The 23419-nt window shown below is 73.4% G+C and carries 21 protein-coding genes and 1 tRNA gene; 19 read left to right on the top strand and 3 right to left on the bottom strand.

Going from position 1 to position 23419, the window contains the following annotated elements; genetic code table 11:
• Positions 1–97: 97 nt before the first annotated feature.
• Positions 98–1228, bottom strand: a complete 1131-nt coding sequence (locus ACGFYY_RS34350) for a Gfo/Idh/MocA family oxidoreductase (RefSeq protein ID WP_393715480.1) — start codon at positions 1226–1228, stop codon at positions 98–100.
• A 55-nt stretch (positions 1229–1283) separates the two neighbouring features.
• On the opposite strand from ACGFYY_RS34350, the gene ACGFYY_RS34355 reads away from it, so the two are divergent.
• From ACGFYY_RS34355 to ACGFYY_RS34415, 13 genes are all read left to right on the top strand, one after another.
• Entirely contained in the window at positions 1284–2381 is a 1098-nt protein-coding gene (locus ACGFYY_RS34355; RefSeq protein WP_393715482.1) for an ROK family protein, read from the top strand.
• A 256-nt stretch (positions 2382–2637) separates the two neighbouring features.
• Positions 2638–3381: a hypothetical protein gene (locus tag ACGFYY_RS34360; protein WP_365264427.1), complete on the top strand. Its 744-nt coding sequence runs from the start codon at positions 2638–2640 to the stop codon at positions 3379–3381.
• Between the two features lie 102 nt (positions 3382–3483).
• Complete coding sequence (locus tag ACGFYY_RS34365) at positions 3484–4248, top strand: GntR family transcriptional regulator (RefSeq protein ID WP_393715484.1); 765 nt, start codon at positions 3484–3486, stop codon at positions 4246–4248.
• Between the two features lie 148 nt (positions 4249–4396).
• A complete protein-coding gene (locus ACGFYY_RS34370) occupies positions 4397–5524 on the top strand; it encodes a TIGR03364 family FAD-dependent oxidoreductase (RefSeq protein ID WP_393715486.1) in 1128 nt (375 codons plus the stop codon).
• A 5-nt stretch (positions 5525–5529) separates the two neighbouring features.
• Positions 5530–6294 (top strand): phosphonatase-like hydrolase, encoded by a 765-nt coding sequence (locus ACGFYY_RS34375; RefSeq protein WP_393715488.1) that lies wholly within the window; start codon positions 5530–5532, stop codon positions 6292–6294.
• Positions 6291–7340 carry an ABC transporter ATP-binding protein gene (locus ACGFYY_RS34380; RefSeq protein WP_393715490.1) on the top strand — a complete coding sequence of 350 codons (1050 nt, stop codon included), beginning with the start codon at positions 6291–6293 and terminating at the stop codon, positions 7338–7340. The genes ACGFYY_RS34375 and ACGFYY_RS34380 overlap by 4 nt, the downstream gene beginning before the upstream one ends.
• A gap of 91 nt (positions 7341–7431) precedes the next feature.
• Positions 7432–8226 (top strand): 2-aminoethylphosphonate ABC transporter permease subunit, encoded by a 795-nt coding sequence (locus tag ACGFYY_RS34385; RefSeq protein ID WP_393715492.1) that lies wholly within the window; start codon positions 7432–7434, stop codon positions 8224–8226.
• The gene (locus ACGFYY_RS34390) at positions 8213–9010 is read left to right on the top strand and encodes an ABC transporter permease (protein ID WP_393715494.1); all 798 of its coding nucleotides are present in this window, start codon (positions 8213–8215) and stop codon (positions 9008–9010) included. Before ACGFYY_RS34385 ends, ACGFYY_RS34390 begins: the two co-directional genes overlap by 14 nt.
• Before the next feature lie 89 nt (positions 9011–9099).
• Complete coding sequence (locus ACGFYY_RS34395) at positions 9100–10176, top strand: 2-aminoethylphosphonate ABC transporter substrate-binding protein (RefSeq protein ID WP_393715496.1); 1077 nt, start codon at positions 9100–9102, stop codon at positions 10174–10176.
• Positions 10177–10321: 145 nt separating this feature from the next.
• On the top strand, positions 10322–11836 hold the full coding sequence (locus tag ACGFYY_RS34400) for an alkaline phosphatase family protein (RefSeq protein WP_393715498.1): 1515 nt from the start codon (positions 10322–10324) through the stop codon (positions 11834–11836).
• A gap of 113 nt (positions 11837–11949) precedes the next feature.
• Positions 11950–12729 (top strand): HAD-IIA family hydrolase, encoded by a 780-nt coding sequence (locus ACGFYY_RS34405; protein WP_328963245.1) that lies wholly within the window; start codon positions 11950–11952, stop codon positions 12727–12729.
• Between the two features lie 136 nt (positions 12730–12865).
• Positions 12866–13471 (top strand): hypothetical protein, encoded by a 606-nt coding sequence (locus ACGFYY_RS34410; RefSeq protein WP_393715500.1) that lies wholly within the window; start codon positions 12866–12868, stop codon positions 13469–13471.
• Between the two features lie 15 nt (positions 13472–13486).
• The gene (locus ACGFYY_RS34415; RefSeq protein ID WP_393715502.1) at positions 13487–14155 is read left to right on the top strand and encodes a class F sortase; all 669 of its coding nucleotides are present in this window, start codon (positions 13487–13489) and stop codon (positions 14153–14155) included.
• 54 nt (positions 14156–14209) lie between these two features.
• Here ACGFYY_RS34415 and ACGFYY_RS34420 read toward each other — a convergent pair.
• A tRNA-Lys gene (locus ACGFYY_RS34420) sits at positions 14210–14283 on the bottom strand.
• A 238-nt stretch (positions 14284–14521) separates the two neighbouring features.
• Between ACGFYY_RS34420 and ACGFYY_RS34425 the strand changes: the two genes are divergently transcribed.
• From ACGFYY_RS34425 to ACGFYY_RS34440, 4 genes are all read left to right on the top strand, one after another.
• Positions 14522–15862, top strand: coding sequence for a peptidoglycan-binding protein (locus tag ACGFYY_RS34425; protein WP_393715560.1), 1341 nt, complete (start codon positions 14522–14524; stop codon positions 15860–15862).
• 11 nt (positions 15863–15873) lie between these two features.
• On the top strand, positions 15874–17700 hold the full coding sequence (locus ACGFYY_RS34430; RefSeq protein WP_393715504.1) for an SPFH domain-containing protein: 1827 nt from the start codon (positions 15874–15876) through the stop codon (positions 17698–17700).
• A 212-nt stretch (positions 17701–17912) separates the two neighbouring features.
• Positions 17913–18506, top strand: a complete 594-nt coding sequence (locus tag ACGFYY_RS34435; protein ID WP_393715562.1) for a lytic polysaccharide monooxygenase — start codon at positions 17913–17915, stop codon at positions 18504–18506.
• 26 nt (positions 18507–18532) lie between these two features.
• Positions 18533–20239, top strand: a complete 1707-nt coding sequence (locus tag ACGFYY_RS34440; RefSeq protein WP_393715506.1) for an AMP-binding protein — start codon at positions 18533–18535, stop codon at positions 20237–20239.
• A 152-nt stretch (positions 20240–20391) separates the two neighbouring features.
• Here the strand turns inward: ACGFYY_RS34440 and ACGFYY_RS34445 are convergent, their stop codons facing one another.
• A complete protein-coding gene (locus ACGFYY_RS34445) occupies positions 20392–21258 on the bottom strand; it encodes a helix-turn-helix domain-containing protein (RefSeq protein WP_393715508.1) in 867 nt (288 codons plus the stop codon).
• Between the two features lie 192 nt (positions 21259–21450).
• Between ACGFYY_RS34445 and ACGFYY_RS34450 the strand changes: the two genes are divergently transcribed.
• Both ACGFYY_RS34450 and ACGFYY_RS34455 read left to right on the top strand, forming a co-directional pair.
• Positions 21451–22755 carry a sensor histidine kinase gene (locus ACGFYY_RS34450; protein ID WP_393715510.1) on the top strand — a complete coding sequence of 435 codons (1305 nt, stop codon included), beginning with the start codon at positions 21451–21453 and terminating at the stop codon, positions 22753–22755.
• Entirely contained in the window at positions 22719–23393 is a 675-nt protein-coding gene (locus ACGFYY_RS34455; protein ID WP_393715512.1) for a response regulator, read from the top strand. Before ACGFYY_RS34450 ends, ACGFYY_RS34455 begins: the two co-directional genes overlap by 37 nt.
• The last annotated feature ends 26 nt before the right edge of the window (positions 23394–23419 follow it).

Below are 23419 nucleotides of genomic sequence, written 5' to 3' on the forward strand. Positions count from 1 at the left end.
GTCCGGTCGGATCCGGGAGGGGCGGGGTCGCATCGGCGGCCCCGCCCCTTCGGCGTCCGCGCTCGACCCCGGTCCGCCGTCCCGTCGCCCGGCGGCTTCAGCCGGACGCGGACCCCGTGGCGGGAATCTCCACGACCACGCCCTCCTCGGACGATCGGCGGGCCGCCTCCAGCACGTCGAGGCACTGCGCGGCCTCCAGCGCCGTCACGGGCGCGGGCCCGCCCGTGCGCAGCGCGGCGGCCACCGCCGCGTAGTACGCCGGGTAGTCGCCCTGCTCGGTCGGGACCGGGATGCCGCCGCCGGTCAGCGGGGACTCGCCGGAGCCGAGCCGCCCCCACAGGTGCGGGGGCTCCTCGCCCCAGGGCAGGTCCCCGCCGGGCCGCAGTCCGTCCCGCAGGGCGCCCTCCTGCGGGTCGAGGCCGTACTTCACGTAGCCGGCCCGGGAGCCCAGGACGCGCAGCCGCGGTCCGAGCTGGGCGGTGGTCGCGCTGACGTAGAGGTGGGAGCGGACCCCGTTCGCGTGCGTGAGCGCGAGGAAGGTGTCGTCGTCGGTCTCGGCGCCCGGGCGGCGCACGTCGGTCTCGGCGTAGACCCGTACGGCCGGGCCGAACAGGACCAGCGCCTGGTCCACGACGTGGCTGCCGAGGTCGTAGAGCAGGCCGCCGATCTCCTCCGGGGCGCCCGACTCGCGCCAGCCACCCTTCAGCTGCGGGCGCCAGCGCTCGAACCGGGACTCGAAGCGCTGGACCTCGCCGAGCTCGCCGTCGGCGATGAGGCGGCGCAGGGTCAGGAAGTCGTTGTCCCAGCGGCGGTTCTGGAACACGGACAGGAAGGTGCCGCTGCGGTCCGCGAGGGCGGCGAGCGCGCGGGCCTCGGCGGCGGTGGCGGCGATCGGCTTGTCCACGACCACCGGGATGCCGGCTTCGAGGGCGGTGGTGGCGAGCGGGACGTGCGTCCGGTTGGGGGAGGCGATCACGACCAGGTCGAGGTCCCGGCCCCACAGCTCGGCGGCGGTGGCGGCGATGTGCACGTCGGGGAATTCCGTGCGGGCCTGGGCCTGCCGGGCCGGGTCGGAGGTGACGACGGTGTCGAGGGTGAGTCCGTCGGTGGCGGCCACGAGGGGGGCGTGGAAGACGGAACCGGCGAGTCCGTAGCCGATGACGCCGACGCGGAGCGGGGTGGGAGAGGTGGAAGGGGCGGGGGAGTCAGGGGTGGCGGGGGTGCTCATGGCTCCACTTTGGCAACAGTGTTGCCGAAGTGCAAGGAAGGTGGACAATGGGCATGTGAACAGCGGGAGCGGTGACGGGCGCGGCGGGGTGAACCTGCCGACGCTGCGCGGGTACAACGAGGCGCTGATGCTGGATCTGCTGCGCGGCGCAGGTCCGGAGGGCTTGGGCCGCGCCGAACTCGCGGCCCGTGCGGGGCTCACCCCACAGGCCGTCAGCAAGATCACGGCCCGGCTCGGTGCGGACGGGCTGATCGCGGAGGCCGGGCGTGCCGCGTCCACCGGCGGCAAGCCACGCACCCTGCTCCGGCTGGTGCCGGAGGCGAGGCACGCGGTCGGCGTGCACCTGGACCGCGACGAACTCCGGGCGGTACGGGTCGACCTGGCGGGCCACGTCGTCTCCGAGGACCGTGGCCCCCTGGACTTCGCGGTCGGCCCGGACGCCGTGCTGGACGCGGTCGTACGGGCGGTCGAGCGGGTCCGTGAACCGGCCGGGCCGCCGCTGCTGGGCGTGGGGGTGGCCGCGCCGGGGCCGCTCGACCACCGGTCCGGGGTGATGGGCCGGGTGACCGGGTTCCCCGAGTGGGAGGGCTTCCGGATGCGGGAGCTGCTGGAGGCGCGGCTGGGGGTGCCGGTGCTGGTGGACAAGGACACGAACGCGGGCGTCGCCGCCGAGGGGTCCGGGCGGTCCGGTGGCTCCGGGCCCGGGACCTCCGTGTACCTGCATGTGGCCACCGGGCTCGGTGCGGGGCTCTGGCTCGGCGGTGGGATCTACCGGGGTACCCGCTCGGCGGCGGGGGAGTTCGGGCACCAGGTGATCAGCCTGGACGGCCCGCCGTGTCCCTGCGGGGCGCGGGGATGTGCGGAGGTGCTGTGCCTGGGGGCCGTGGCCCGGGGTGATCTCGCCGAGGCGGCGCGGGTCCTGGGCGTGGGCGCGGCCAACCTGGTCGCGCTGCTGGACGTGGACCGGGTACTGCTGGGCGGGCGGGTGGTGGCGGCGGCCCCGGGGATCTTCCTGAGCGGGGTCCGGGAGGTGCTGGTGGAGCGGGCGGCGGTGCCGGCCGCCATGCCGGTGGTCGCTCTCGCGCGGGTGGGGGTGGCCGAGGGGGCGGCGGAGCTGGCCCTCGGGCCGACGTTCGGGCGACGGGCCGGGTGAACCGTCGCCGGGGGCGCTGCCCCCTCGGGCCCCCGGGCCCCCGCGCCTCGAGCGCCGTCGGCGGGGCTGACGGAGGCGCCGCAGGGCTGGAAGAGGGGGCGGGGTTGACCCCGTGTGTCATTCGGGCGTAAACCGGAACGACTCAGGCGTGGCTCCCGATGAGGGATCGCGCGGGGGTGGCAGGGTGCGGGCAGGCCGGGGTGATCGTCACCTCGTCCGATCATCGTCCCGTCCGGCGAGCACGCGAAGGTCTTCCATGCGACTACGCAAAGCCCTTGCCCTCACCGCCGCCCTCTCCGCCGCCCTGGTCGCCACCACCGCGTCCACCGCCGGAGCCGACATCGGTGCGGGCGGCGGACGCCCCGCACCCGCGCTTCCCTCGCGCGCGCAGGCCACCTGCGGCGACGGGAAGAGCACCGCCTTCCCCATCGGGGCGCGGATCCGCGGCGGCCCGGCCGTCTACCGCACCGGTGCCGGGCCGCAGACCTGGTACCTGGACCTGACCAACACCACCGACTCCGAGTGCACGGCCATCCATCCGATCGTCGTCTTCACGGACAAGGCCCACACCCTGCGCCCCGCCCACCTGCGCATGGAGTTCGACGCCCTGGGCAGCACCTTCCCCGTCAGCCTGGAGCACAGCGACCGCGACGAGATCATCGCCGTCTTCGACGGCGGCGACGCCTTCCCCGGCTTCACCGTCGGCCCCGGCGGCTCCATGACCGTCAAGGTGGGGCTCTCCTTCGCCCCCGACGCGCCCGTCGGTGAGGTCGTCGCCGACGCCGCGCTCGTCCAGCGCAAGGGCGACGACGGCGACTGGATCGGCGAGGCGGGCGGCTACCGGTTCTCCGTCGAGGGCCCGGAGGATCCCGTCGAGGCCGGCTCCCTCGCCCACACCGGCCCGCGCGAGTGGGTCTACGGCACGGGCGCCGTGGCCGCGCTCGCCACCGGTGGCGGACTGCTCCTGGGGGCCCGCCGCCTCCGCCGTTCCGCACGCTGAACCACGCCGTCCGACCTCGTGTACGGCGGCCGCGGACCGGTCGCGGACCCGCCCGTGCCCCCGTCGCCGCGCGCCGCCGACCGCCCCGCATAGAGTCCCACCGTGGAAGAAGAGATCCAGCGGCACCGCCCCGGCTCACCCGTGCGTTCCGGCATTCCGGAGCACGGCCGGATCCCCAAGTACTACGCCGTCAAGGCCCGGATCGCCGAGCTCCTCGACGTGCTCGGCGAGGGCGGCACCCTGCCCACCGAGCGCGATCTCGCCGAGCGGTACGAGGTGTCCCGCGAGACCGTGCGCCAGGCCCTGCGCGAGCTGCTGCTGGAAGGCCGGCTGCGCCGCTCCGGCCGCGGGACCGTCGTCGCCGGCCCCAAGCTGGAGCAGCCGCTCTCCCTCGCCAGCTACACCGAGGGCGTACGCCGCCAGGGCCGCCGTCCGGGCCGGCACCTCATCGGGCTGGAGCAGTTCCCCTGCCCGCCCGACCTCGCGCCCGGCATCGGCGCCGAGCCCGGCGAGCCCGTCTGGCATCTGGAGCGGGTCCTGCTCGCCGACGACGAGCGCGTCGGCCTGGAGAGCACGTACCTCCGCGTGGCCCGAGCCCCCCGCCTGAACAGCGATTTCCAGCCCGACTCCTCCTTCTACGGGTATCTCCGCGACAGCCTCGGCATCTCCTTCGGCGAGGCCGACGAGAAGCTGGAGACGGTCCTGGCTACCCCGCGCGAGGCCCTGCTGATCGGCACCCCGCCCGCGCTTCCGATGCTGCTGATCCACCGCTTCTCGCGGGACCAGGAGGGCAGGCCGCTGGAGCGGGTGCGTTCGCTCTATCGTGGGGATCGGTTCAGCTTCACGACCCGCCTGCACGCCGAATAGCTCGGGAGGAATCATCCGGTACAGGGAAAATCAGGACGCACTCGCATCACAAAAAGATAACGGGTCTAGTCCAAGTGTCGGGGGTTGTTCACCGGCCCGTCGCCGGACGGATCCTCCCGGGCCACGGACCCGACCCACCGTTGGCGGCGTGAAAGTCATAGTCGTCGGAGGCGGCGTGGTCGGCACCATGCACGCCTGGCAAGCAGTCGAACGCGGCCACGAGGTCGTCCAGATCGAGCGAGAAGCGGAGGCCCGTGGCGCGTCCCTGCGCAATTTCGGCCAGATCTGGGTCAGCGGACGGGCCGGGGGAGAGGAGCTCGACACCGCCCTACGGGCCCGCGAGCTCTGGGAGCGCATCGGCGCCGAGGTGCCCGGCCTGGGCTTCCGCGCCAACGGCTCCCTCACCCCCGTCCGCACCCGCCGCGAACTCGCGGTCGCCGAGGCGGCCCTGGCCCGCCCGGACGCCGCCGCCCGCGGCTACCAGCTGCTCACCGCGGCCGAGGCCCGGGAGATCAACCCGGCCCTGCGCGGCGCGTTCGAGGCCGCCCTGTGGTGCGAACGGGACGCCGCCGTCGAGCCGCGCACCGCGCAGCTCCACCTCCGCGAGGCCCTGCGCGCCCGCGCTGCCGGCCGCTACACCTTCCTCGCCGGCCGCGAGGTCCGCGAGGTCGTCGGTCACGGCGCCGTCCGCGACGACCACGGCGACGTCCACCGCGGCGACGCCGTCGTCCTCGCCACCGGTGCCTGGCTGTCCGGCCTGGTCCGCGAACTGGCCCCCGACCTGCCGGTGCGGCGCGTCCGTCTCCAGATGATGCAGACCGACCCGCTCGGCGAACCGCTGACCACCTCGGTCGCGGACGCCGACAGCTTCCGCTACTACCCGGCCTACCGGTCCCCCGCGCTCGACACCCTCAACGCCGAGCAGGAGCAGGCGCCGATCGCCGCCGAGCACAAGATGCAACTACTGATGGTCCAGCGCCGCGACGGCGGACTGACCATCGGCGACACCCACGAGTACGAGCACCCCTTCGCCTTCGACACCCTCGAAGACCCCTACGAGCACGTCACCGCCGTGGTCGAGTCCCTCCTCGGCCGCCCCCTGCCGAGGATCCGGCACCGCTGGGCGGGCGTGTACGCGCAGTGCACCGACACCACCCGCGTCGTCCACCGCCAACAGGTGGCCGACGGTGTCTGGCTGGTGACCGGACCCGGCGGGCGTGGCATGACCTGCTCGCCCGCCATAGCCGAAACCACCGCGAACGAACTGGGCTGGTAAGTCAGATGAGCAACGCCGACACGAACACCGACACGAACACCGACACGAACGCCGACACGAACGCCGACACCGACGTCACCGACCCCGGCCGCCACCAGCTGGTCGTCCTCGACATGGCCGGCACCACCGTCGCCGACGGCGGCCTCGTCGAGCGCGCCTTCGAGCAGGCCGCCGAGCGGCTCGGCGTCGAACCCGGCACCCCCGACCACGCCGAGAAGCTCCGGTACGTCCTCGACACCATGGGCGAGTCCAAGATCTCGGTCTTCCGCCACCTCTTCGGTACGGAGGAACTGGCCCACCGCGCCAACTCCGCCTTCGAAGAGGCATACGGCGCCCTCGTCGACGGCGGCCTCGTCACCCCGCTCCCCGGCGCCCGCGCCGCGATCGAGCGGCTCCGCGCCGACGGCCGCACCGTCGTCCTCACCACCGGATTCGCCCGGGTCACCCAGGACGCCATCCTCGACGCCCTCGGCTGGCAGGACCTCGCCGACCTCACCCTCTGCCCCGCCGACGCGGGCGGCCGCGGGCGCCCGTACCCGGACATGGTGCTGACCGCGTTCCTGCGCACCGGCGCCGTGGCCGACGTGGGCGACGTCGTGGTCGCGGGTGACACCGCCTACGACATGCTCAGCGGCCGCCGCGCCGGCGCCGGGATCGTGGCGGGCGTCCTCACCGGCGCCCACGACCGCACGGCACTCACCCGGCACGGCGCGACCCATGTCCTGGCCTCCGTCGCCGAACTCCCCGCCCTCCTCGGGGAGTCGCCGTGAGCGGTATCCGCTTCGACGCGGTCAGCGTCGCCTACGGCGGCAACACCGTCCTGGACTCCCTCGACCTGACCGTCGAACCGGGCGAGGTGATGGCCCTGCTCGGCCCCTCCGGCTCGGGCAAGACCACCGCCCTGCGCGCCGTCGCCGGCTTCGTACGGCCCCTCGCGGGCCGGGTACTGATCGGCGGTCGGGACGTCACCGCGCTCCCGCCGCACAAGCGCGGCATCGGCATGGTCGTCCAGCAGTACGCGCTCTTCCCGCACATGCGGGTCGCGGACAACGTCGCCTTCGGCCTCAAGGCCCAGAAGGCCCCGAAGGCCGAGATCCCGGGGCGGGTCACCGAGGCGCTGGAGATGACCGGCATGGCGGCGTACGCCGAGCGCTACCCGCGCGAGCTCTCCGGCGGCCAGCAGCAGCGCGTGGCCATCGCCCGCGCCCTCGCCATCCGCCCCGGGGTGCTCCTGCTCGACGAGCCGCTGTCGGCCCTCGACGCGCAGCTGCGCTCCGGAATGCTCGCCGAACTGGCCCGCCTGCACCGCGAACTGCCCGACGTATCGATTCTGTACGTCACCCACGACCAGGTGGAGGCGCTCACCCTGGCCGACCGGATCGCCGTCATGGACAAGGCCCGGCTGCGGGACTGCGGGACCCCGCAGGAGCTGTACCGGGCCCCGCGCACCGAGTTCACCGCGTCGTTCGTCGGCAACGCGAACCTGCTGCCGGTGACGGTGGCCGAGCGCGGCGCGGTCTTCGAGGGCCGGGCCCTGACCCTCGACCGCGGGCGGGCGGAGCCGGGCGCCACGGCCACGCTGTGCGTACGGCCGCACCTGCTCGGGCTCGGCGCCGGCCCCAACGCGCTGAGCGGCACCCTCGCCGAGGTCCAGTGGCGCGGCTCGACGCACCGGCTGTACGTGGACGTCGCCGGCCACCGCGTGAAGGCGGACCTCCCCGAGCTGCGGGAGACACCCGCGCCGGGGGACCGGGTCACGCTGCACTTCGAGCCGCGGGACGCCGTGCTGCTGGCCGCAGGTGTGACCCGTGCCTGACGTTTCGCGGCGGGCCGCGCCCCCGCGGGGCTCCGCCCCGGACCCCGCGCCTCGAACGCCGGCGGGGCTGAAGTGTGCGGGGGTGTGGGTGATGCCGCCCGTCGTCGTGCTCGGGCTCGTGTTCCTGTATCCGCTCGGGCTGGTCGTCCAGCAGTCGTTCAGCCCCGAGAACGGCGGCGGCGCCTTCGACGCGTACGCCTCCGTCTTCGCCTCGCAGAGCTTCCACGAGGCCCTCGGGACCACCGTCCGGCTGGCCGTCGGCGCGACCGTCGGTTGCCTCGTACTCGGCTTCGTGCTCGCGCTGATCATCGCCTTCGTGCCCTTCCCCGGGGCCCGCGCCGTCGCCAAGTTCATCGACGTCTTCCTCTCCTTCCCCTCCTTCCTCATCACCCTCGCCCTCCTCTTCGTCTACGGAACGGTCGGCATGGCCAACGGCCTCGTCACCGACCTCACCGGAGCCGCCGAGGGGCCCTTCCACTTCCTCACCACCCCCTGGGGCGTCCTGCTCGCGGAGATCACGTACTTCACGCCCTTCGTGATGCGTCCGCTGCTCGCGGCCTTCTCCCAGCTGGACACCGCCCAGCTGGAGGTCGCCGCCGGCCTCGGCGCCCGGCCCGCCCGGATCGTCCGGCGGGTGATCCTGCCCGAGGCCCTCCCGGCCCTCGCCGCCGGTGGCAGCCTCGTCCTCGTGATGTGCCTGAACGAGTTCGGGATCGTCCTGTTCACCGGCGCCAAGGACGTCACGACGCTCCCGATGCTCATCTACGGCAAGGCCGTCCTCGAATCCGACTACGCGGCCGCCTGCGTGGTCGCCGTCGTCAACATCGCGCTGTCCGTCGGCCTGTTCGGCCTCTACCGGACGGTGGGCAAGCGTGCTGGTGCATAGCAAGAGCGGTCGCTGGGCCGCCTGGGGCCTCTTCGGCCTCCTCTTCCTGCCGCTGTTCGCCCTGCCCCTGCTCGTCGTGGTCGCGGCCTCCTTCGCCACCCACTGGTCCGGGGCCTTCCCGTCCGGACCGACCACCGAGAACTACGCGGCCGCCGTGCGCGGCGAATCCCTCCAGGCCCTCACCACCAGCCTGATCACGGCCCTCGCCGCCAGCCTCCTCGCGCTCACCGTCGGGACCTGGGCCGCGCTGGCCGCGGCCGGCCTGCGCAAGCGGGCGAAGCGGCTCCTGGACGCGCTGTTCATGCTGCCCGTCGCCGTGCCGTCGGTGGTCGTCGGCCTCGCCGTGCTGGTCGCCTTCAGCCGGCCGCCGGTCCTGCTCAACGGCACCAGCTCGATCGTCGTCCTGGCGCACACGATCCTTGTCACGGCCTTCGCCCACCAGTCGGTCTCGGCGGCGATCGTACGGCTCGACCCCGCGTACGAGCAGGCGGCCGCCTCCCTGGGCGCCCGCCCCGCGTACGTGCTGTGGCGGGTCAGGCTCCCTCTCCTGCTGCCGTCCCTCACGGCCGCGGCCGGCCTCTGCTTCGCCCTGTCCATGGGCGAGTTGAGCGCCACGATGATGCTCTACCCGCCGGACTGGATGCCCCTGCCCGTACGCGTCTTCACCGCCACCGACCGCGGTTCGCTCTACAGCGGCTCCGCCGTCGCCGTGGTCCTGATGGCCACCACCCTGCTGGTCCTCCTGGCCGTCTCCCGCGTCCGCACCAGGGCCTCCTACCGCTGAACCCCGTAGGAACCTCGTAGGAACCCTGTAGCCCGTAGGGCCCCGCCCCTCCCACCCCCGTCGACTCCCTTTCCCCGTAAGGAAGTTCCATGACCGGCAAGAGACTCCTCCGCATCGCCACCGTCGTCACCGGCGGCCTCGCCCTCACCTCCTCCCTCACCGCCTGCGGTGGCGGCTCCTCCGCCGCCGACTCGAAGGCCGGCGAGAAGATCGTCACCGTCTACAGCGCCGACGGCCTCAAGAGCGAGAAGGGCGACGGCTGGTACGACAAGGTCTTCGCCGACTTCACGAAGAAGACCGGCATCGAGGTCAAGTTCGTCGAGGGCGGCTCCGGCGAGATGGTGCAGCGCGCCGTCCGTGAGAAGACCAACACCCAGGCCGACGTGCTGATCACCCTGCCGCCCTTCATCCAACAGGCCGACGGCAAGGGCCTGCTCCAGTCCTACCGGCCGCAGGGCTCCGACAAGGTCAACGGCGCGGACAAGGCCGCCGACGGCAAGTGGACCGCGGTCGTGAACAACTACTTCGGCTTCGTCTACAACAAGAAGGAGCTCACCGAGGCCCCCACGACCTGGGAGGAGCTGCTGGACGCCAAGTACAAGGGCAAGCTGCAGTACTCCACCCCGGGCGTCGCGGGCGACGGCACCGCCGTGCTCATCAAGGCGATGCACGACTTCGGCGGCAAGGAACCGGCGATGGAGTTCCTGAAGAAGCTCCAGGCCAACAACGTCGGCCCGTCCTCCTCCACCAGCAAGCTGGCGCCCAAGACCGACAAGGGCGAGCTGCTCGTCGCCAACGGTGACGTGCAGATGAACTTCGCGCAGTCCAAGTCCATGCCGAACCTGGGCATCTGGTTCCCGGCCAAGGAAGGCGGCAGGCCCACCAGCTTCGCCCTGCCCTACGCGGCCGGCCTGGTCGACAAGGCACCGCACACCGAGAACGGCCGGAAGTTGCTCGACTTCCTGCTCAGCGAGGAGGCCCAGCAGCAGGTCAGCGGGGTCGGCGGCGGCTTCCCGGCGCGCACCGACGTCAAGCCCACCGACGCCAACGCCGTCGAACTCACCCGGCTCATGACGGGCGTGGAGATCTTCGAGCCGAACTGGGCCGACATCGACAAGAACCTCACCGACCACGTCGACGCGTGGAAGTCGGCAACCGGAAGCTGACCGGTTACTCCCTGGCCACCCCCGACCGGCAGAGTGACCCTCGTATAACGGGTCTGGACCGAAGCCTGCACCTTCGGTCCGGACCCGGAACCCACCGAAACGCCCCCCGCTCCTTTCGCCGCTCACTTGCTCCCAGGAGGAGTACGTGTCCCCAGTCCTGCCCGGACGTCGTGCCGTCGTCGCGACCGCCATCACCTCCGCCCTGATCGCCGCCGCCCTCGCGGCCACCCCCGCCGCCGCGGCGGCCAACACCGACAAGGTCCTCGTCATCGGTATCGACGGCGCGGTCCTCGACCGCGTCAAGGTCGCCGACGCACCCCACCTGAACGGCCTGATGGCCCAGGGGCTGACCGCCCGCAGCACCCTCTACGCCGGCCCGATGGCAGCCACCTCCTCGGGCCCCGGTTGGTCCACCATCGCCACCGGGGTCTGGCCCGACAAGCACGGGGTGAAGGACAACTCCTTCATCGGCGAGAACTACGCCGCCCACCCCGACTTCCTGACCCGCATCGAGAACGCGAGGCCGGCGCTCAACACCTACGCGGCCGCCGACTGGGAGCCCATCACCTCCACCGACCAGAACGGCCCGATCTTCTCCTCGAAGGTCGACAAGCGACTCTCCCTCAAGGGCGACCGCGACGGCTACCGCACCGAGGACCCGAAGATCGCGGCGGCCGCCGCCGCCGAGCTGCAGGGCCAGAACCCGGACGCCGCCTTCGTCTACCTCGGCGAGATCGACGCGGCCGGCCACTCCTACGGGGCGGCCTCCCAGCAGTACCTCGACACCGTCGCCCGCGTCGACGCCCTGGTCGGCCGGCTCCTCACCGCCGTCAGGAACCGCCCGACGTACGCCCAGGAGAACTGGAAGATCCTGGTCACCACCGACCACGGCCACACCGACTCCGGCGGCCACGGCGGCTCGACCGTCCAGGAGCGCGGCACCTTCGTCATCGCCAAGGGCCCCGGCATCCCGGCCGGCTCCGTCCGCTCCGACGTCCGGCTGGTCGACGTCGCCGCCACCGCGCTCGCCCAGGTCGGCGTCAGCGGCGCCGGTCTCGACGGCGTCCCGCTGAACGCCCCGGACACCGACCCGTTCGACACCCTGCGCCCGAACCTCCAGGCCCGGGTGGACGAGACGGGCATCCCGGCCGGGGTGAAGGGCTTCACGCACACCCCGCCCGCCGGCTGGTCCGTCGACAACTCCAGGATGGGTGCGGGCGGTGTCACCGAGTGGGCCGGCTGGGCGTTCGCGACCGACGAGTTCTGGAGCCGGTCGCAGCGCGACCAGTGGCGCGAGCTGAACGTCCGCTCGCGTGACGTCTTCGCCGTCGCCGACTCCGACGAGTGGGACGACAAGACCCACACCGGCACCTTCGACTCCACCCTCGTCACCCCCAAGTGGGCGGTCAGCGGCGGCAGTACGCGGAATCTGACCTTCCAGACGCACTACCGGCACGAGGCCGGCCAGACCGCCCAGGTCCTGGTCTCCTACAACGGCGCCGCCCCGACCGTGGTGAAGACCTACACCGCCGACGCCGTCGCCAAGGCCGAGTCCCTCGCCCTCCAGGTCCCGTCCGGCGCCACCGACGTCCAGGTCCGCTTCCGCTACAGCGGCACCAACAACTGGTTCTGGACCGTCGACGACGTCCGCCTGAACTGACCGCTTCCCGCGCTCCGGGTCCGGGCCGTGGACGCCAGGGACGTCCACGGCCCGGCCCCGATAGGGTGGTACAGACCAGAGGTCGCAGGTCACCGAGAGCGGAGAACAGTCCAGTGGCAGAGCGCAAGCCGATCGAATCCTGGCTCACCGACATGGACGGGGTCCTCATCCACGAGGGCACCCCGATCCCCGGCGCCGATGCCTTCATCAAGCGGCTGCGCGAGTCCGGCAAGCCCTTCCTGGTGCTCACCAACAACTCGATCTACACCCCGCGCGACCTCCAGGCCCGCCTGAGCCGCATGGGGCTGCAGGTCCCCGTCGAGAACATCTGGACCTCGGCGCTGGCCACCGCGAAGTTCCTCGACGACCAGCGTCCGGGCGGCACGGCCTACGTCATCGGCGAGGCGGGCCTGACCACCGCCCTCCACGACATCGGCTACATCCTGACCGACCACGAGCCCGACTACGTGGTCCTGGGCGAGACCCGGACGTACAGCTTCGAGGCGATGACCAAGGCGGTCCGCCTGATCAACGCGGGCGCGCGCTTCATCTGCACCAACCCCGACGAGACCGGCCCCTCCACCGAGGGCCCGCTCCCGGCCACCGGCGCCGTCGCCGCGCTGATCACCAAGGCGACCGGCAAGAAGCCGTACTTCGCCGGCAAGCCGAACCCGCTGATGATGCGTACCGGCCTGAACGCGATCGGCGCCCACTCGGAGACCAGCGCGATGATCGGCGACCGGATGGACACCGACGTGCTGGCCGGCCTGGAGGCGGGTATGCAGACCTTCCTCGTCCTCACCGGCCTGACCACCGAGCAGGACACCGAGAAGTTCCCCTTCCGCCCGACCAGGACGGTCGCCTCGATCGCGGACCTGGTCGACCTGATCTGAGTCGATCCCGGGTACGGCCTACGGCGTACGGCCGAACGGCCTTACCGCGTTCGGGGCGTACGGCTGACACGTACGGCGCCGCTCCGGATGCGCGACGGCGCGCCGCGCGTGAATCTCCTTGTCGAGGAGGTTCACCATGCGCAGTGTTCCGATCGCTGTCCGCGCCACCGCGATGGCCGTCACTCTGGCGGCGTTCTCGGTGGTGACCGCGCCGATCGCCCTCGCGGGCGAAGAGGACCGCGGTGACCGCGGCGACCGCGGCGACCGCGGCAGCGTCACGGTCGACCCGAATCCGGCTCACCCCGGAGCGCAGGTCAAGCTGCGCGTCCAGGGCTGTGACGGGAACCGCGGAGCGGCCAAGTCCGCCGCCTTCGTGTCGGACGTCGACCTCTACGGCCGGGACGGTGGCCGCAGCCCGCTCTACGGCGACGCGATGGTCAGCTCGCACGTCTCGCCCGGCTGGCACTCCGTCCGGGTGATGTGCGACGGCCACGAGAAGTTCAGCGGCTCGATCCAGATCTCCCAGTACCGCCCGTCCCACCACCCCAGTCCCGTCTGGCCGGTCCACGCGGGCGGCGGCGGCATGGCGGCCGAGCTCGCGGCGCAGCCGGTCAAGAAGGCTCACGGCGCCGACGGCCCGGGGCTGCCGCACACGGTGATCGGCGCCGTCCTCGCCGCGGTCGCCACCCTGGCCGTCGCGGGCCGGGCGCTGGCCCTGCGCCGCCGCCGTAGTGGTGAGTGAGGCCGGTGCGGGCCGGTGAGTGAGGACAAGGCCTCGACGGGCGGCCGGCTGCTGACCTTCGCCGCTTGGGCGGTGCTGGTGCTGGGCCTGTGGCTGTGGGGCCGCCAGCTCACCGTGGCGCCGGCCGCGCCCGCCGGCCAGGCCGGCGGGACGGTGGGTCCGGGGCTGCCGGCCGCGCACGCGCCGCTCGCCGCGGCCCCGCCCCAGCGCGTCGACGTGCCCTCCATAGGCATCCAGGCCCCGGTGATCTCCCGGGACCTGGACAAGGACGGGGCGATCGAGCCGCCCCCGTACGAGCAGCCGGGCACGGTGGGCTGGTGGGGGCGCGGGACCCAGCCGGGGGCGGCCGGGACGGCGCTGATGGTGGGGCACGTGGACACCCGCTCCAAGCCCGCGGTCTTCTACGGGCTGAGCTCCGCACAGCCGGGCGACAAGGTGCGGGTGGTGCGGACGGACGGTTCGGTCGCCGAGTTCACGGTCGAGGACGTACGGGTCTACGAGCGCGAGGCCTTCGACGCGCACAAGGCCTACGGTCAGCGGGTCCGGGGCCGCGCGGAGCTGAGGCTGGTGACCTGCGGGGGCACGTACGACAAGGTGGCCAAGGAGTACACGGCCAACGTGGTGGTCTCCGCCTACCTGACGGGCGTCGGAGCCCGCCCGGGCGCACCGGGCACCGCGGCCTGAGCGGAAACGAGGAAGCCCCTCGCAGCTTTCGCTGCGAGGGGCTTCCTCCGTCTGTGCGCCGCCAGGGACTCGAACCCCGGACCCGCTGATTAAGAGTCAGCTGCTCTAACCAACTGAGCTAGCGGCGCTTGCTGACAGGGAAAACTCTACCCCACCCTCAGGGGTGCCCGTGACCAGCCACGCCCGCCTTGTCCGATTAACCCATGTTTGACGGGTTTATCGTGCACCATATGTCTGCGCGTGCCGTATCTGATGCTTTATCAGGTGCGGCTCCGGTCTGCCAGTGGACGAGTGGACCGGTGGACAGTGGACGAGCAGGGGAGTGGACGGAACCGCATGAGGATGCAGCCTCCGACGCATGTGCAGATGAAGATGCCCGGTTTCGAGGAGTACGAGCCCGCGGGCGACTGTGTGTGCCGGGGCTGCGCCCAGCGCCGCCGCGCCCTCGCCCGCGCGCGGGCCATACCGCTCCGGGACGGGGGGCACCCGGCCGCACGCGGCGCCCGCCGGGCGCTGGTGCTGGCCACCGCCGCGGGAGTGGTCCTGGGTGGCGGCGGCGTCACCGCGGCGGCCGTGACCAGCCCGCCGCCGGGGCCGGCGGCCTGGGACGATCCGAGTTCCCCGCAGGGCGCACGGACCCCGCTGCACGGCCCCAAGGGCGGGCCGGTGGGCAAGCCCGGCGCTCCGGCCCAGCCCGGCGCGGTGCGGCGGATCGACCGCGCGACGATCATCAACCGGGCGAAGCTGTGGCTGGACGCACAGGTCCCGTACAGCATGTCCGAGTACTGGACCGACGGGTACCGGCAGGACTGCTCGGGCTACGTCTCCATGGTCTGGAACCTGGGGTCGAACGAATGGACCGGCAGCCTCGACAAGTTCGCCACCAAGATCACCAAGGATGAGCTGCTGCCGGGCGACATGCTCCTCTTCCACAACCCGGCGGACCCCAACAACGGCTCGCACGTGGTCATCTTCGGCGGTTGGGTCGACTCGACGCGCACGCACTACGTCGCCTACGAGCAGACGCGCCCGAACACGCGGAAGCTGGCCACGCCCTACGGGTACTGGGCCAACGCGACGAAGTACGTCCCGTACCGGTTCAACGGCGTGCCGGGCGGCATCCTCCCGGAAACCCCCGGCGCCCAGCCGCCCGCGGGCTCCAAGCCGGGGGACGCGACGGTGTTCCCGGGCGCGGACAAGTTCGGCCCCGGCGCCACCAACGATCACGTGGCCCAGCTCGGCCGGATGCTGATCGAGCGCGGCGCGTACCGGTTCTACCCCAAGGGGGTGGCCGACCGGACGTGGAGCGACCACGACAAGCTCGCCACCGCCGCCTTCCAGCGCGCACAGGGCTGGACGGGCGCGGACGCCGACGGCATCCCCGGCACGCACACCTGGAAGCTGCTCGTCGAGAAGCAGGGCAAGAACATCCCGCCGACGGTGGCGGGCGCGCCCGGACCGGGCGGGGTACGGGCCTACCCGGGCGCCGCGGTGTTCCGCCCGGGCCGGTCGCACGAGGCCATCAGGGCCCTCGGCCGTCAGCTGGTGAAGAAGGGCTTCGGCACGTACTACACGACCGGTCCGGGCCCGCTCTGGAGCGAGGCCGACCGCCGCAACGTCGAGGCCTTCCAGCGCGCGCAGGGCTGGACCGGCGCTTCGGCCAACGGCTACCCGGGCCCGGAAACCTGGCGCCGGCTGTTCGCATGACGGAGGTAACGATGTTCCCCACGCGCACCACCTCGACGACGGGCACCCTCCGCGTGCCGCCGGCCACCCCGGTGGCGGTCCGGGCGGCGGATCTTGCCCCCGCGCCCGCCCCCGCGCCCGCCCCCGCAGTCCTGCCGGTCGCTCACCCCGGGTGGGCCGCGGAGTCGACGCCCGTTCCGGAGCCCGCGCCGGAGCCCGCGTACGCGGCCGTGGCCGCGGCCGTCGCCGCGCCCCGTGAGGCCGCCGCCCCGGAACACGCCGTCGCCGCCGAGACCTCCTTCGGCTGGGCCGCGGCGCAGGCCGCCCGCCCGACGCCCGAGCCGCCGCACGGCTGGGAGGTGCCGGCGGCCCGGGCGCACCCGTACGACGAGGGGGACCGGAGCCCCGCCGCCCCGTCGGCCGTCGCGGGCCTGGACATCCCGCACCCGCAGGAGGCGGAGGCCCCCGCCGGGGTGGCCACCCTGCGCCTGCGGACCGCCGAGGTCGAAACCGGGCCCGAGGCCGAGCCCGGGCCCGAGGCCGAGCCCGGGCCCGAGCCCGAGGCCGAGCCCGAGGCGGTGGTCGAGGCGCCGGTCGAGCCCGAAGCCGAACTCGATCCCGAGCCGGATTTCGCACCCGAAGCCGAACCCGAACCCGAGCACGAGTTCGAGCCCGACCCCGGGTACGCTCCCGAACCCGCGGACGCGCCGCAGCACTCCGGCATCCCCGGCCCCGGACCGGTCGAGATCGTCGCCCGGGCGGTGGCCCGCGGCCTGGACGAGGGGGGCGCCGCGCCGGACCTCCCGTACCCCGGAGCCCACCGGGGCACCTCCGTCACCGAGGTGCCGGTGCACCTCCCGTTCCGCGGTACGCGGCAGCTGCCGGTGACACCCGCACCCGTACCGGCGGTCGCCGCGCCCGCCGCCCGCGCCCCGCGCCCCGCCCCCGGTCGCCGGGTCCCGCGCGGCGACGACCGGCTCCGCGAGCACCGCGGCCCGGTGCTGCCCGGCTGGGTCGGCGTGGCCGTCGGCGGGCTCGCCCTCGCCGGCTGCGCGGCCGTGCTCTGGCGCGCCGGGGTCGTCCCCGCCCCCTTCGTGGCCGCCTTCGGCGCGGCCCCCCGTGCCTACCACGGCCTGCGCGCCACCCACTGGCCGCCGCTCGCCTTCCTCGGCATCGTCGCCCTCGTGTCGCTCGGCGGACTCGGCCGGGCCCGCGCCGGCCACGCCTGGGTGCTCACCCTCTTCGGCCGCTACCGCGGCACGGTCCGGCGTACCGGCCTGACCTGGGTGAGTCCGCTGCTCCTGCGCCGCAGGGTCGACGTACGCCTGCGCCACTGGCGCAGCGACCCGATGCCCGCCGTGGACTCGGGCGGCCTCGCCCTCCAGGTCGTCGTCCAGGTCGTCTGGCAGGTCAGGGACACCGCACGGGCCACCCTGGCCGTCGAGGACCACACGGAGTACCTCGCCGAGCAGGTCGAGTCGGCGATGGCCCGCGTGCTGTCGCAATTGCCCGCCGACGCCTTCCACGAGGACGCCCCGACCCTGCGCGACGCCGAGGCCGTCGGTGACGCGCTGACCCGGATGCTGGCGGCCGAGACCGAGGCCGTCGGGATCGAGGTGTTCTCGGCCCAGCCGACCCGGATCGAGTACGCGCCCGAGGTGGCCGAAGCCATGCGCCGCCGCCGGGTCGCGGCGATCGACGCCAAGCACCGGGACACCGTGCTGACGTCGGTCGTGGACGCCGTCGACGACACCGTCCACCGGCTGACCTCGCGCGGTCTGGTCGAGCTCGACGACTACGAGCGCAAGGCGCTGGTGAAGGACCTCACGGTCGCCTTCTACACGGGTCGCTCCGAGTAGGGCGGTGGCGTAGGGGGGTCCGGCGGGGCCGGGAGCGCGCGGGAGAACGGGTGGCCGGAAGGTGACGGACCACCCGTTCTCCCATTGGTATGGACATGGCCAACTCTCGTCAATAATCTGGGACTTGGTCTAGACCTGATCCCCGCGCGCGCGCTCTCACCGAACTCCCCCCACGTTCAAGGAGCATCATGCGTCCCATCCGCATGCCCGAAATCCCCAGGCGGGCCGGCGTCGCCGCGCTCGGCCTCGGCCTCGTCGCAGGCATCACCCTCGCCACCGCCCCGGCCGCCAGCAGCCACGGCTACACCGACACCCCGATCAGCCGCCAGAAGCTCTGCGCCAACAGGGCCGTCTCCGACTGCGGCGCGATCCAGTGGGAGCCGCAGAGCGTCGAGGGCTTCAAGGGGTTCCCGGCCGCCGGCCCCGCCGACGGCAAGATATGTTCCGGCGGACTCTCGCAGTTCTCCGAGCTCGACAACCCGCGCGGCGGCGCCTGGCCCACCACCAAGGTGACCAGCGGGCAGAGCTACTCCTTCCGGTGGCAGTTCACCGCCAACCACTCCACCACCGACTTCAAGTACTACGTCACCAAGAACGGCTGGACCGGCACCAAGGCCCTCACTCGCGCCGACCTCGAACCCCAGCCTTTCCTCGCCGTCGCCTACAACGGCGCCCGCCCCTCCATGACCACCGTCCACCAGGGCGCCATGCCGAGCGGAAAGACCGGCCGGCACCTGATCCTGGCCGTCTGGACCGTCAACGACACCCCGATGGCCTTCTACGCCTGCTCCGACGTTCAGTTCTGACGGAACGTCAGCTACCCTCCGGCGGCATGCGGACGACGACAGCACCCGACACCGTCGCGGAGCTCATGGCGCGCCGATGGGGCGACCACCGGCCCGGGCTGATGTACGAGGACGAGGCCGGACGGCACGTCCTCACCCACCACCGGACCGCCCAGGAGGCCGCCGCACGCGCCGCGCTGCTCGTCGACCTCATGCCCTCGGGGGCCGAGCCGCACCTCGGCATCCTGCTCGACAACACCCCCGAGTTCCCGTTCTGGCTCGGCGCGGCGGCCCTCGCCGGGGCCGCCGTCGCCGGGATCAACCCCACCCGACGCGGCCCCGAACTGGCCCGCGACATCCTGCACACCGACTGCCGGATCCTGATCACCGAGCGCGCCCACCTGCCGCTGCTGCGCGGCCTCGACCTGCCCGGCGTCCGCGTCCTGGTCACCGGCACCGAGGAGTACGAGGCCCTGCTCGCCCCCTACACCACCGCCGAACCCGGCGAAGCCCACCTACGGCCCCCCGCACCCGACTCCCGCCTCCTCCTCTACTTCACCTCCGGCTCCACCGGCGCCCCCAAGGCCGCCATCTGCACCCAGGGCCGGCTCGCGGCCGCCGGAGCCGCGCTGGCCCACCGGTTCACCGTCACCCCGGACGACGTCCACTACATCTGCATGCCGCTCTTCCACGGCAACGCCGTCATCGCCGACTGGCTGCCGGCGCTGGTCGGCGGAGCTCCGGTGGCGCTGCGCCGCCGCTTCTCGGCCTCCGCGTTCCTGGACGACGTACGGGCGTACGGGGCCACGTACTTCACCTACGTCGGGCGGGCGATCCAGTACCTCCTGGCCACCGGACCCCGCCCCGACGACCGCGCCCACACCCTGCGGCTCGGCTTCGGCACCGAGGCCGGGGCGGTGGACGCGGCCCGCTTCGCCGAACGCTTCGGGGTCCGGCTGGTGGAGGGCTACGGCGCCACCGAGGGCGGCGCCTCCGTCCAGCGCACCCCGGACACCCCGCCGGGCGCCCTGGGCCGGGCCGGCGCGGGCGACGAGCTGGCCGTGATCGACCCGGCGACGGGCACGGAATGCCCGCCCGCGGTCCTCGACCCGGACGGCCGCCTGCTCAACGGCTCGGCGGCGATCGGTGAACTGGTCAACCGCGGCCGCAGCCTCTTCGAGGGCTACTGGCGCAACCCGGAGGCGGAGGCCGACCGCACCCGCGACGGCTGGTACTGGACGGGGGACCTCTTCTTCCGCGACGCGGCGGGCTTCCTCTACTTCGCCGGCCGCACCGACGACCGGCTCCGCGTCGACAGCGAGAACCTCGCCGCGGCGGTGATCGAGAACATCCTGGCCCGCTGGACGGACGCGGCTGCGGTCGCCGTCTACGCCGTCCCGGACGAGGTCGCCGGCGACCAGGTCATGGCGGCCCTCGCCCTCCGGGACGGCGCGCCCTTCGACCCGGACGCCTTCGCCGCCTTCCTCTCCCGCCAACCGGACCTGGGCACGAAGATGGCCCCGCGCTACGTCCGCGTCGTCGCGGCCATGCCGACCACGGCGACGAACAAGATCCACCGGGTCTCCCTCCGCCAGGAGGGCTTCCACTGCCCGGACCCGGTCTGGCACCGCTCCCCGACCGGGGCCGGGGACTACCGCCGCCTGGACGAGGCCGCCCTGACCGCCCTCCTCGCGGACTACGAGGCCCAGGGCCGCTCCGACCTGCTGCGCCGGCCGGGCACACCGCACCCGTGAGCGGGCCCTGACCCCGTCGGGGGCCAAGCCGTCTCTTCCGGATCGTGCCGGGCCTACGACGCCCGGCACCGCGCCTCGCCGCGTCGTCGGGCCCGGCACCGGACGCCGCGGGCCCGACCGGCAAGAACGGAAGGGCGGACTCGGTCGGGAGCTCAGTCGCCGGCCCGCACCACCGGGATCCACAGCTCCGCGTCCGCGTGCGTGCCGTCCGGCGACACCCGCGTCCGCGAGAGCGACGGACCCGGGCGGCTCCGGTACGGGTTCGACGGGAACCACTGCGTGTACACGTCCCGCCACAGGTGCTGGACCGCCGACGGGAACTCACCCGAGGACTCGAACACCGCCCACGTCCCCGGCTCGACGTCGAGGCTCTCCGAAGCCCCCGGTACGTCCTCGTCGCTCAGCACCCCGTGGAAGTAGTCCAGTTCGGTGCCTTCCGCGTCCTGCGCGGCGTGGTTGCCGACCACGGCCAGCACACCGCCCGGCTCCCCGGACCCGGCAGCCTCCCACCGCCCCAGCGTCTCCTTGCCGATGCCTTTGACGAACTCGACGATGGCCGGGTTCATCCCCTCGTAGACCAGCGGGACCCGCGTCCCCCTGCCCACGAGCCTGAACCCGTCCTTCTCCACCACCCGATAGCGCATGCTGCTCCTCCCTTCGACGATCAACCGGAAGGACATCCGGGGCTGGGAGCGCAGCGCCGCACCCGTCCGCCGCGCCTCGCCGGGGCCTACCCCGTGCACGGCGCGAAAAGCCCGCGCGAACGCCTCGCCCGAGCCGTACCCGTACCGCACCGCGACATCGAGCAGCGTCCGCCGCCCGTCGAGCACCTCGGCCCCGGCGAGCGTCAGCCGCCTACGGCGGACGTACTCCGAGAGCGGGATGCCCGCCAGCGCGGAGAACATCCGCCGGAAGTGGTACTCCGACGTCATGGCGATACGCGCCGGCTCAGCCACGTCGACGGGCTCGTCGAGGTGCTCCTCGATGTGGTCCATGGCCTGGTTCAGCCGCTCCAGCACGTGTGTCCGTCCTTCCCTTACCGATCTCCACGCTAGGGAGGTCCCACTGTGCCGGACCCGACTTCCTGTGCCCGGTGCGGTCGGGTCGCCCCGCACCTCCCCGCACGTCCCCGCGGGGGTAGGGCCAGGGCTACCCCCGGGACGCCCGCAGGAGGTATCCCGCCGCGTCGGGCCCCCGGATAGCTTGCCCGTATGGACGATCAGCCCCGCACCCCCTGGCACGCCCTGGCCCGCGGCCGGTACCTGCGGTCCGCATGGCCCTGGCGGGCCGCCGGGTACCTCGCCGCAAGCGCCCTCACCGGGATTCCCGTCCTGCTGGCCGTCGTCCTCCTCGCCGGAGCCGGCGCCGTGCTCGGCCCCGTCCTCGTCGGCCTGCCGCTGCTCGCCCTGCTCTGCCTGGTCGGCGTACCGACCGGCGCCGTCGAGCGCCGCCGGCTGCGCCTCGTCGACCGCGCACCCGCCCGCACCCCCCACCGCACGCCCACCGAGCCCGGCCTCCTCGCCTGGGCCCGGCTGCGCTGCCGCGAGCAGGCCACCTGGCGCGAGCTCGGCTACGCCGTCCTCCACGGGCTCCTGCTCTGGTGGGTCGACCTCGCCGCCGTCGTCGCCCTCCTCGGCCTGCCACTGCTGCTGCTCACCACCCCGCTCCAGCTCGCCCTCGCCGTCGACGGCGAGGTCAAGGTGATCAAGCTCTGGCTGGTCACCTCCTACCCGGCCGCCTTCGTCTTCGCCGCCGCCGGAGTCGTGCTGCTCCCCGCCCTCCTCCATCCGCTCGGCGCGCTCGCCGGGGCCCGCGCCGCCCTCACCCGTGCCCTGCTCGCTCCCCGCGAGCGAGAACTCCAAGGGCAGCTCGCCGAGGTCACCCGCTCCCGGGCCCGGCTCGTCGACGCCTTCGAGGCCGAGCGGCGCCGGATCGAGCGCGACCTCCACGACGGCGCCCAGCAGCGGCTCGTCGCCCTCACCATGACCCTCGGCCTCGCCCGCCTCGACGCACCCCCGGGCCCGCTCGCCGACCGGCTCGCCACCGCCCACGACGAGGCCGGCAAGGTCCTCGCGGAACTGCGCGAGCTGATCCACGGCATCCACCCGCAGGTCCTCTCCGACTACGGCCTCACCGGCGCCCTCGCCGACGTCGCCGAGCGTTCCGCCGTCCCCGTGGACACCGACCTGAGCACCGCCCTGCCCCGCCTGCCGGAGTCCGTCGAGGCCGCCGCCTACTTCGGGGTGTGCGAGGCCCTCACCAACGTCGGCCGGCACAGCGGCGCGGCCCGCGCCGCCCTCACGGCCCGGCACACCGGCGACGCCCTGCTCATCGACGTCACCGACGACGGCCGCGGTGGCGCCGATCCGGCCGCCGGCTCCGGGTTGACCGGATTGGCCGACCGGATCGCCGTCCTCGATGGCACACTGACGATCACCAGCCCGCCCGGCGGTCCGACCGTCCTGAGCCTGGAGATCCCGTGCCCGGTGACCAGCAGCCCCACGACGTGTCCCTGAGGATCGTCCTCGCCGAGGACGGGGTGCTGCTGCGCGAAGGACTCGTAGGCCTGCTGACGCGTTTCGGCCACCGGGTGGTGGCCGCCGTCGGGAACGCGGACGAGCTCCGCACCGCCGTGGCCGCCCACGAACCGGACATCGTCGTGACCGACGTACGGATGCCCCCGGGCCTGGCCGACGACGGGCTGCGCGCCGCCGTGGAGCTGCGGGCCTCCCGCCCGGACCTGCCGGTGCTGGTGCTCAGCCAGTACGTGCAGCGCTCGTACGCCGCCGACCTGCTGGATTCCGGGGACGGCAGCGGTGTGGGTTACCTGCTGAAGGACCGGGTCGGGCAGGTGGAGCAGTTCCTCGACGCGGTGGTCACGGTGGCGGGCGGCGGCACGGTGGTGGACCCGGAGGTCGTACGCCGGCTCCTGCTGCGGCGGCGCGATCCGCTGGCCGCGCTGACCCCGCGGGAGCGGGAGGTGCTGGGGCTGGTGGCGGAAGGCAGGTCGAACGGGGCCATAGCCCGTGAGCTGGTGGTGTCCGAGGCGGCCGTCGGCAAACACATCGGGAACATCCTGGGGAAGCTCGACCTGCCGCCCGCCGAGGACACCCACCGCCGGGTCCTGGCGGTCCTCGCGTACCTCCGCGGGTAATGGTTTTGAGCACCCCTGAGGACCAG

It is taken from the genome of Streptomyces sp. NPDC048331, assembly GCF_043201215.1.
Lineage (GTDB): Bacteria > Actinomycetota > Actinomycetes > Streptomycetales > Streptomycetaceae > Streptomyces.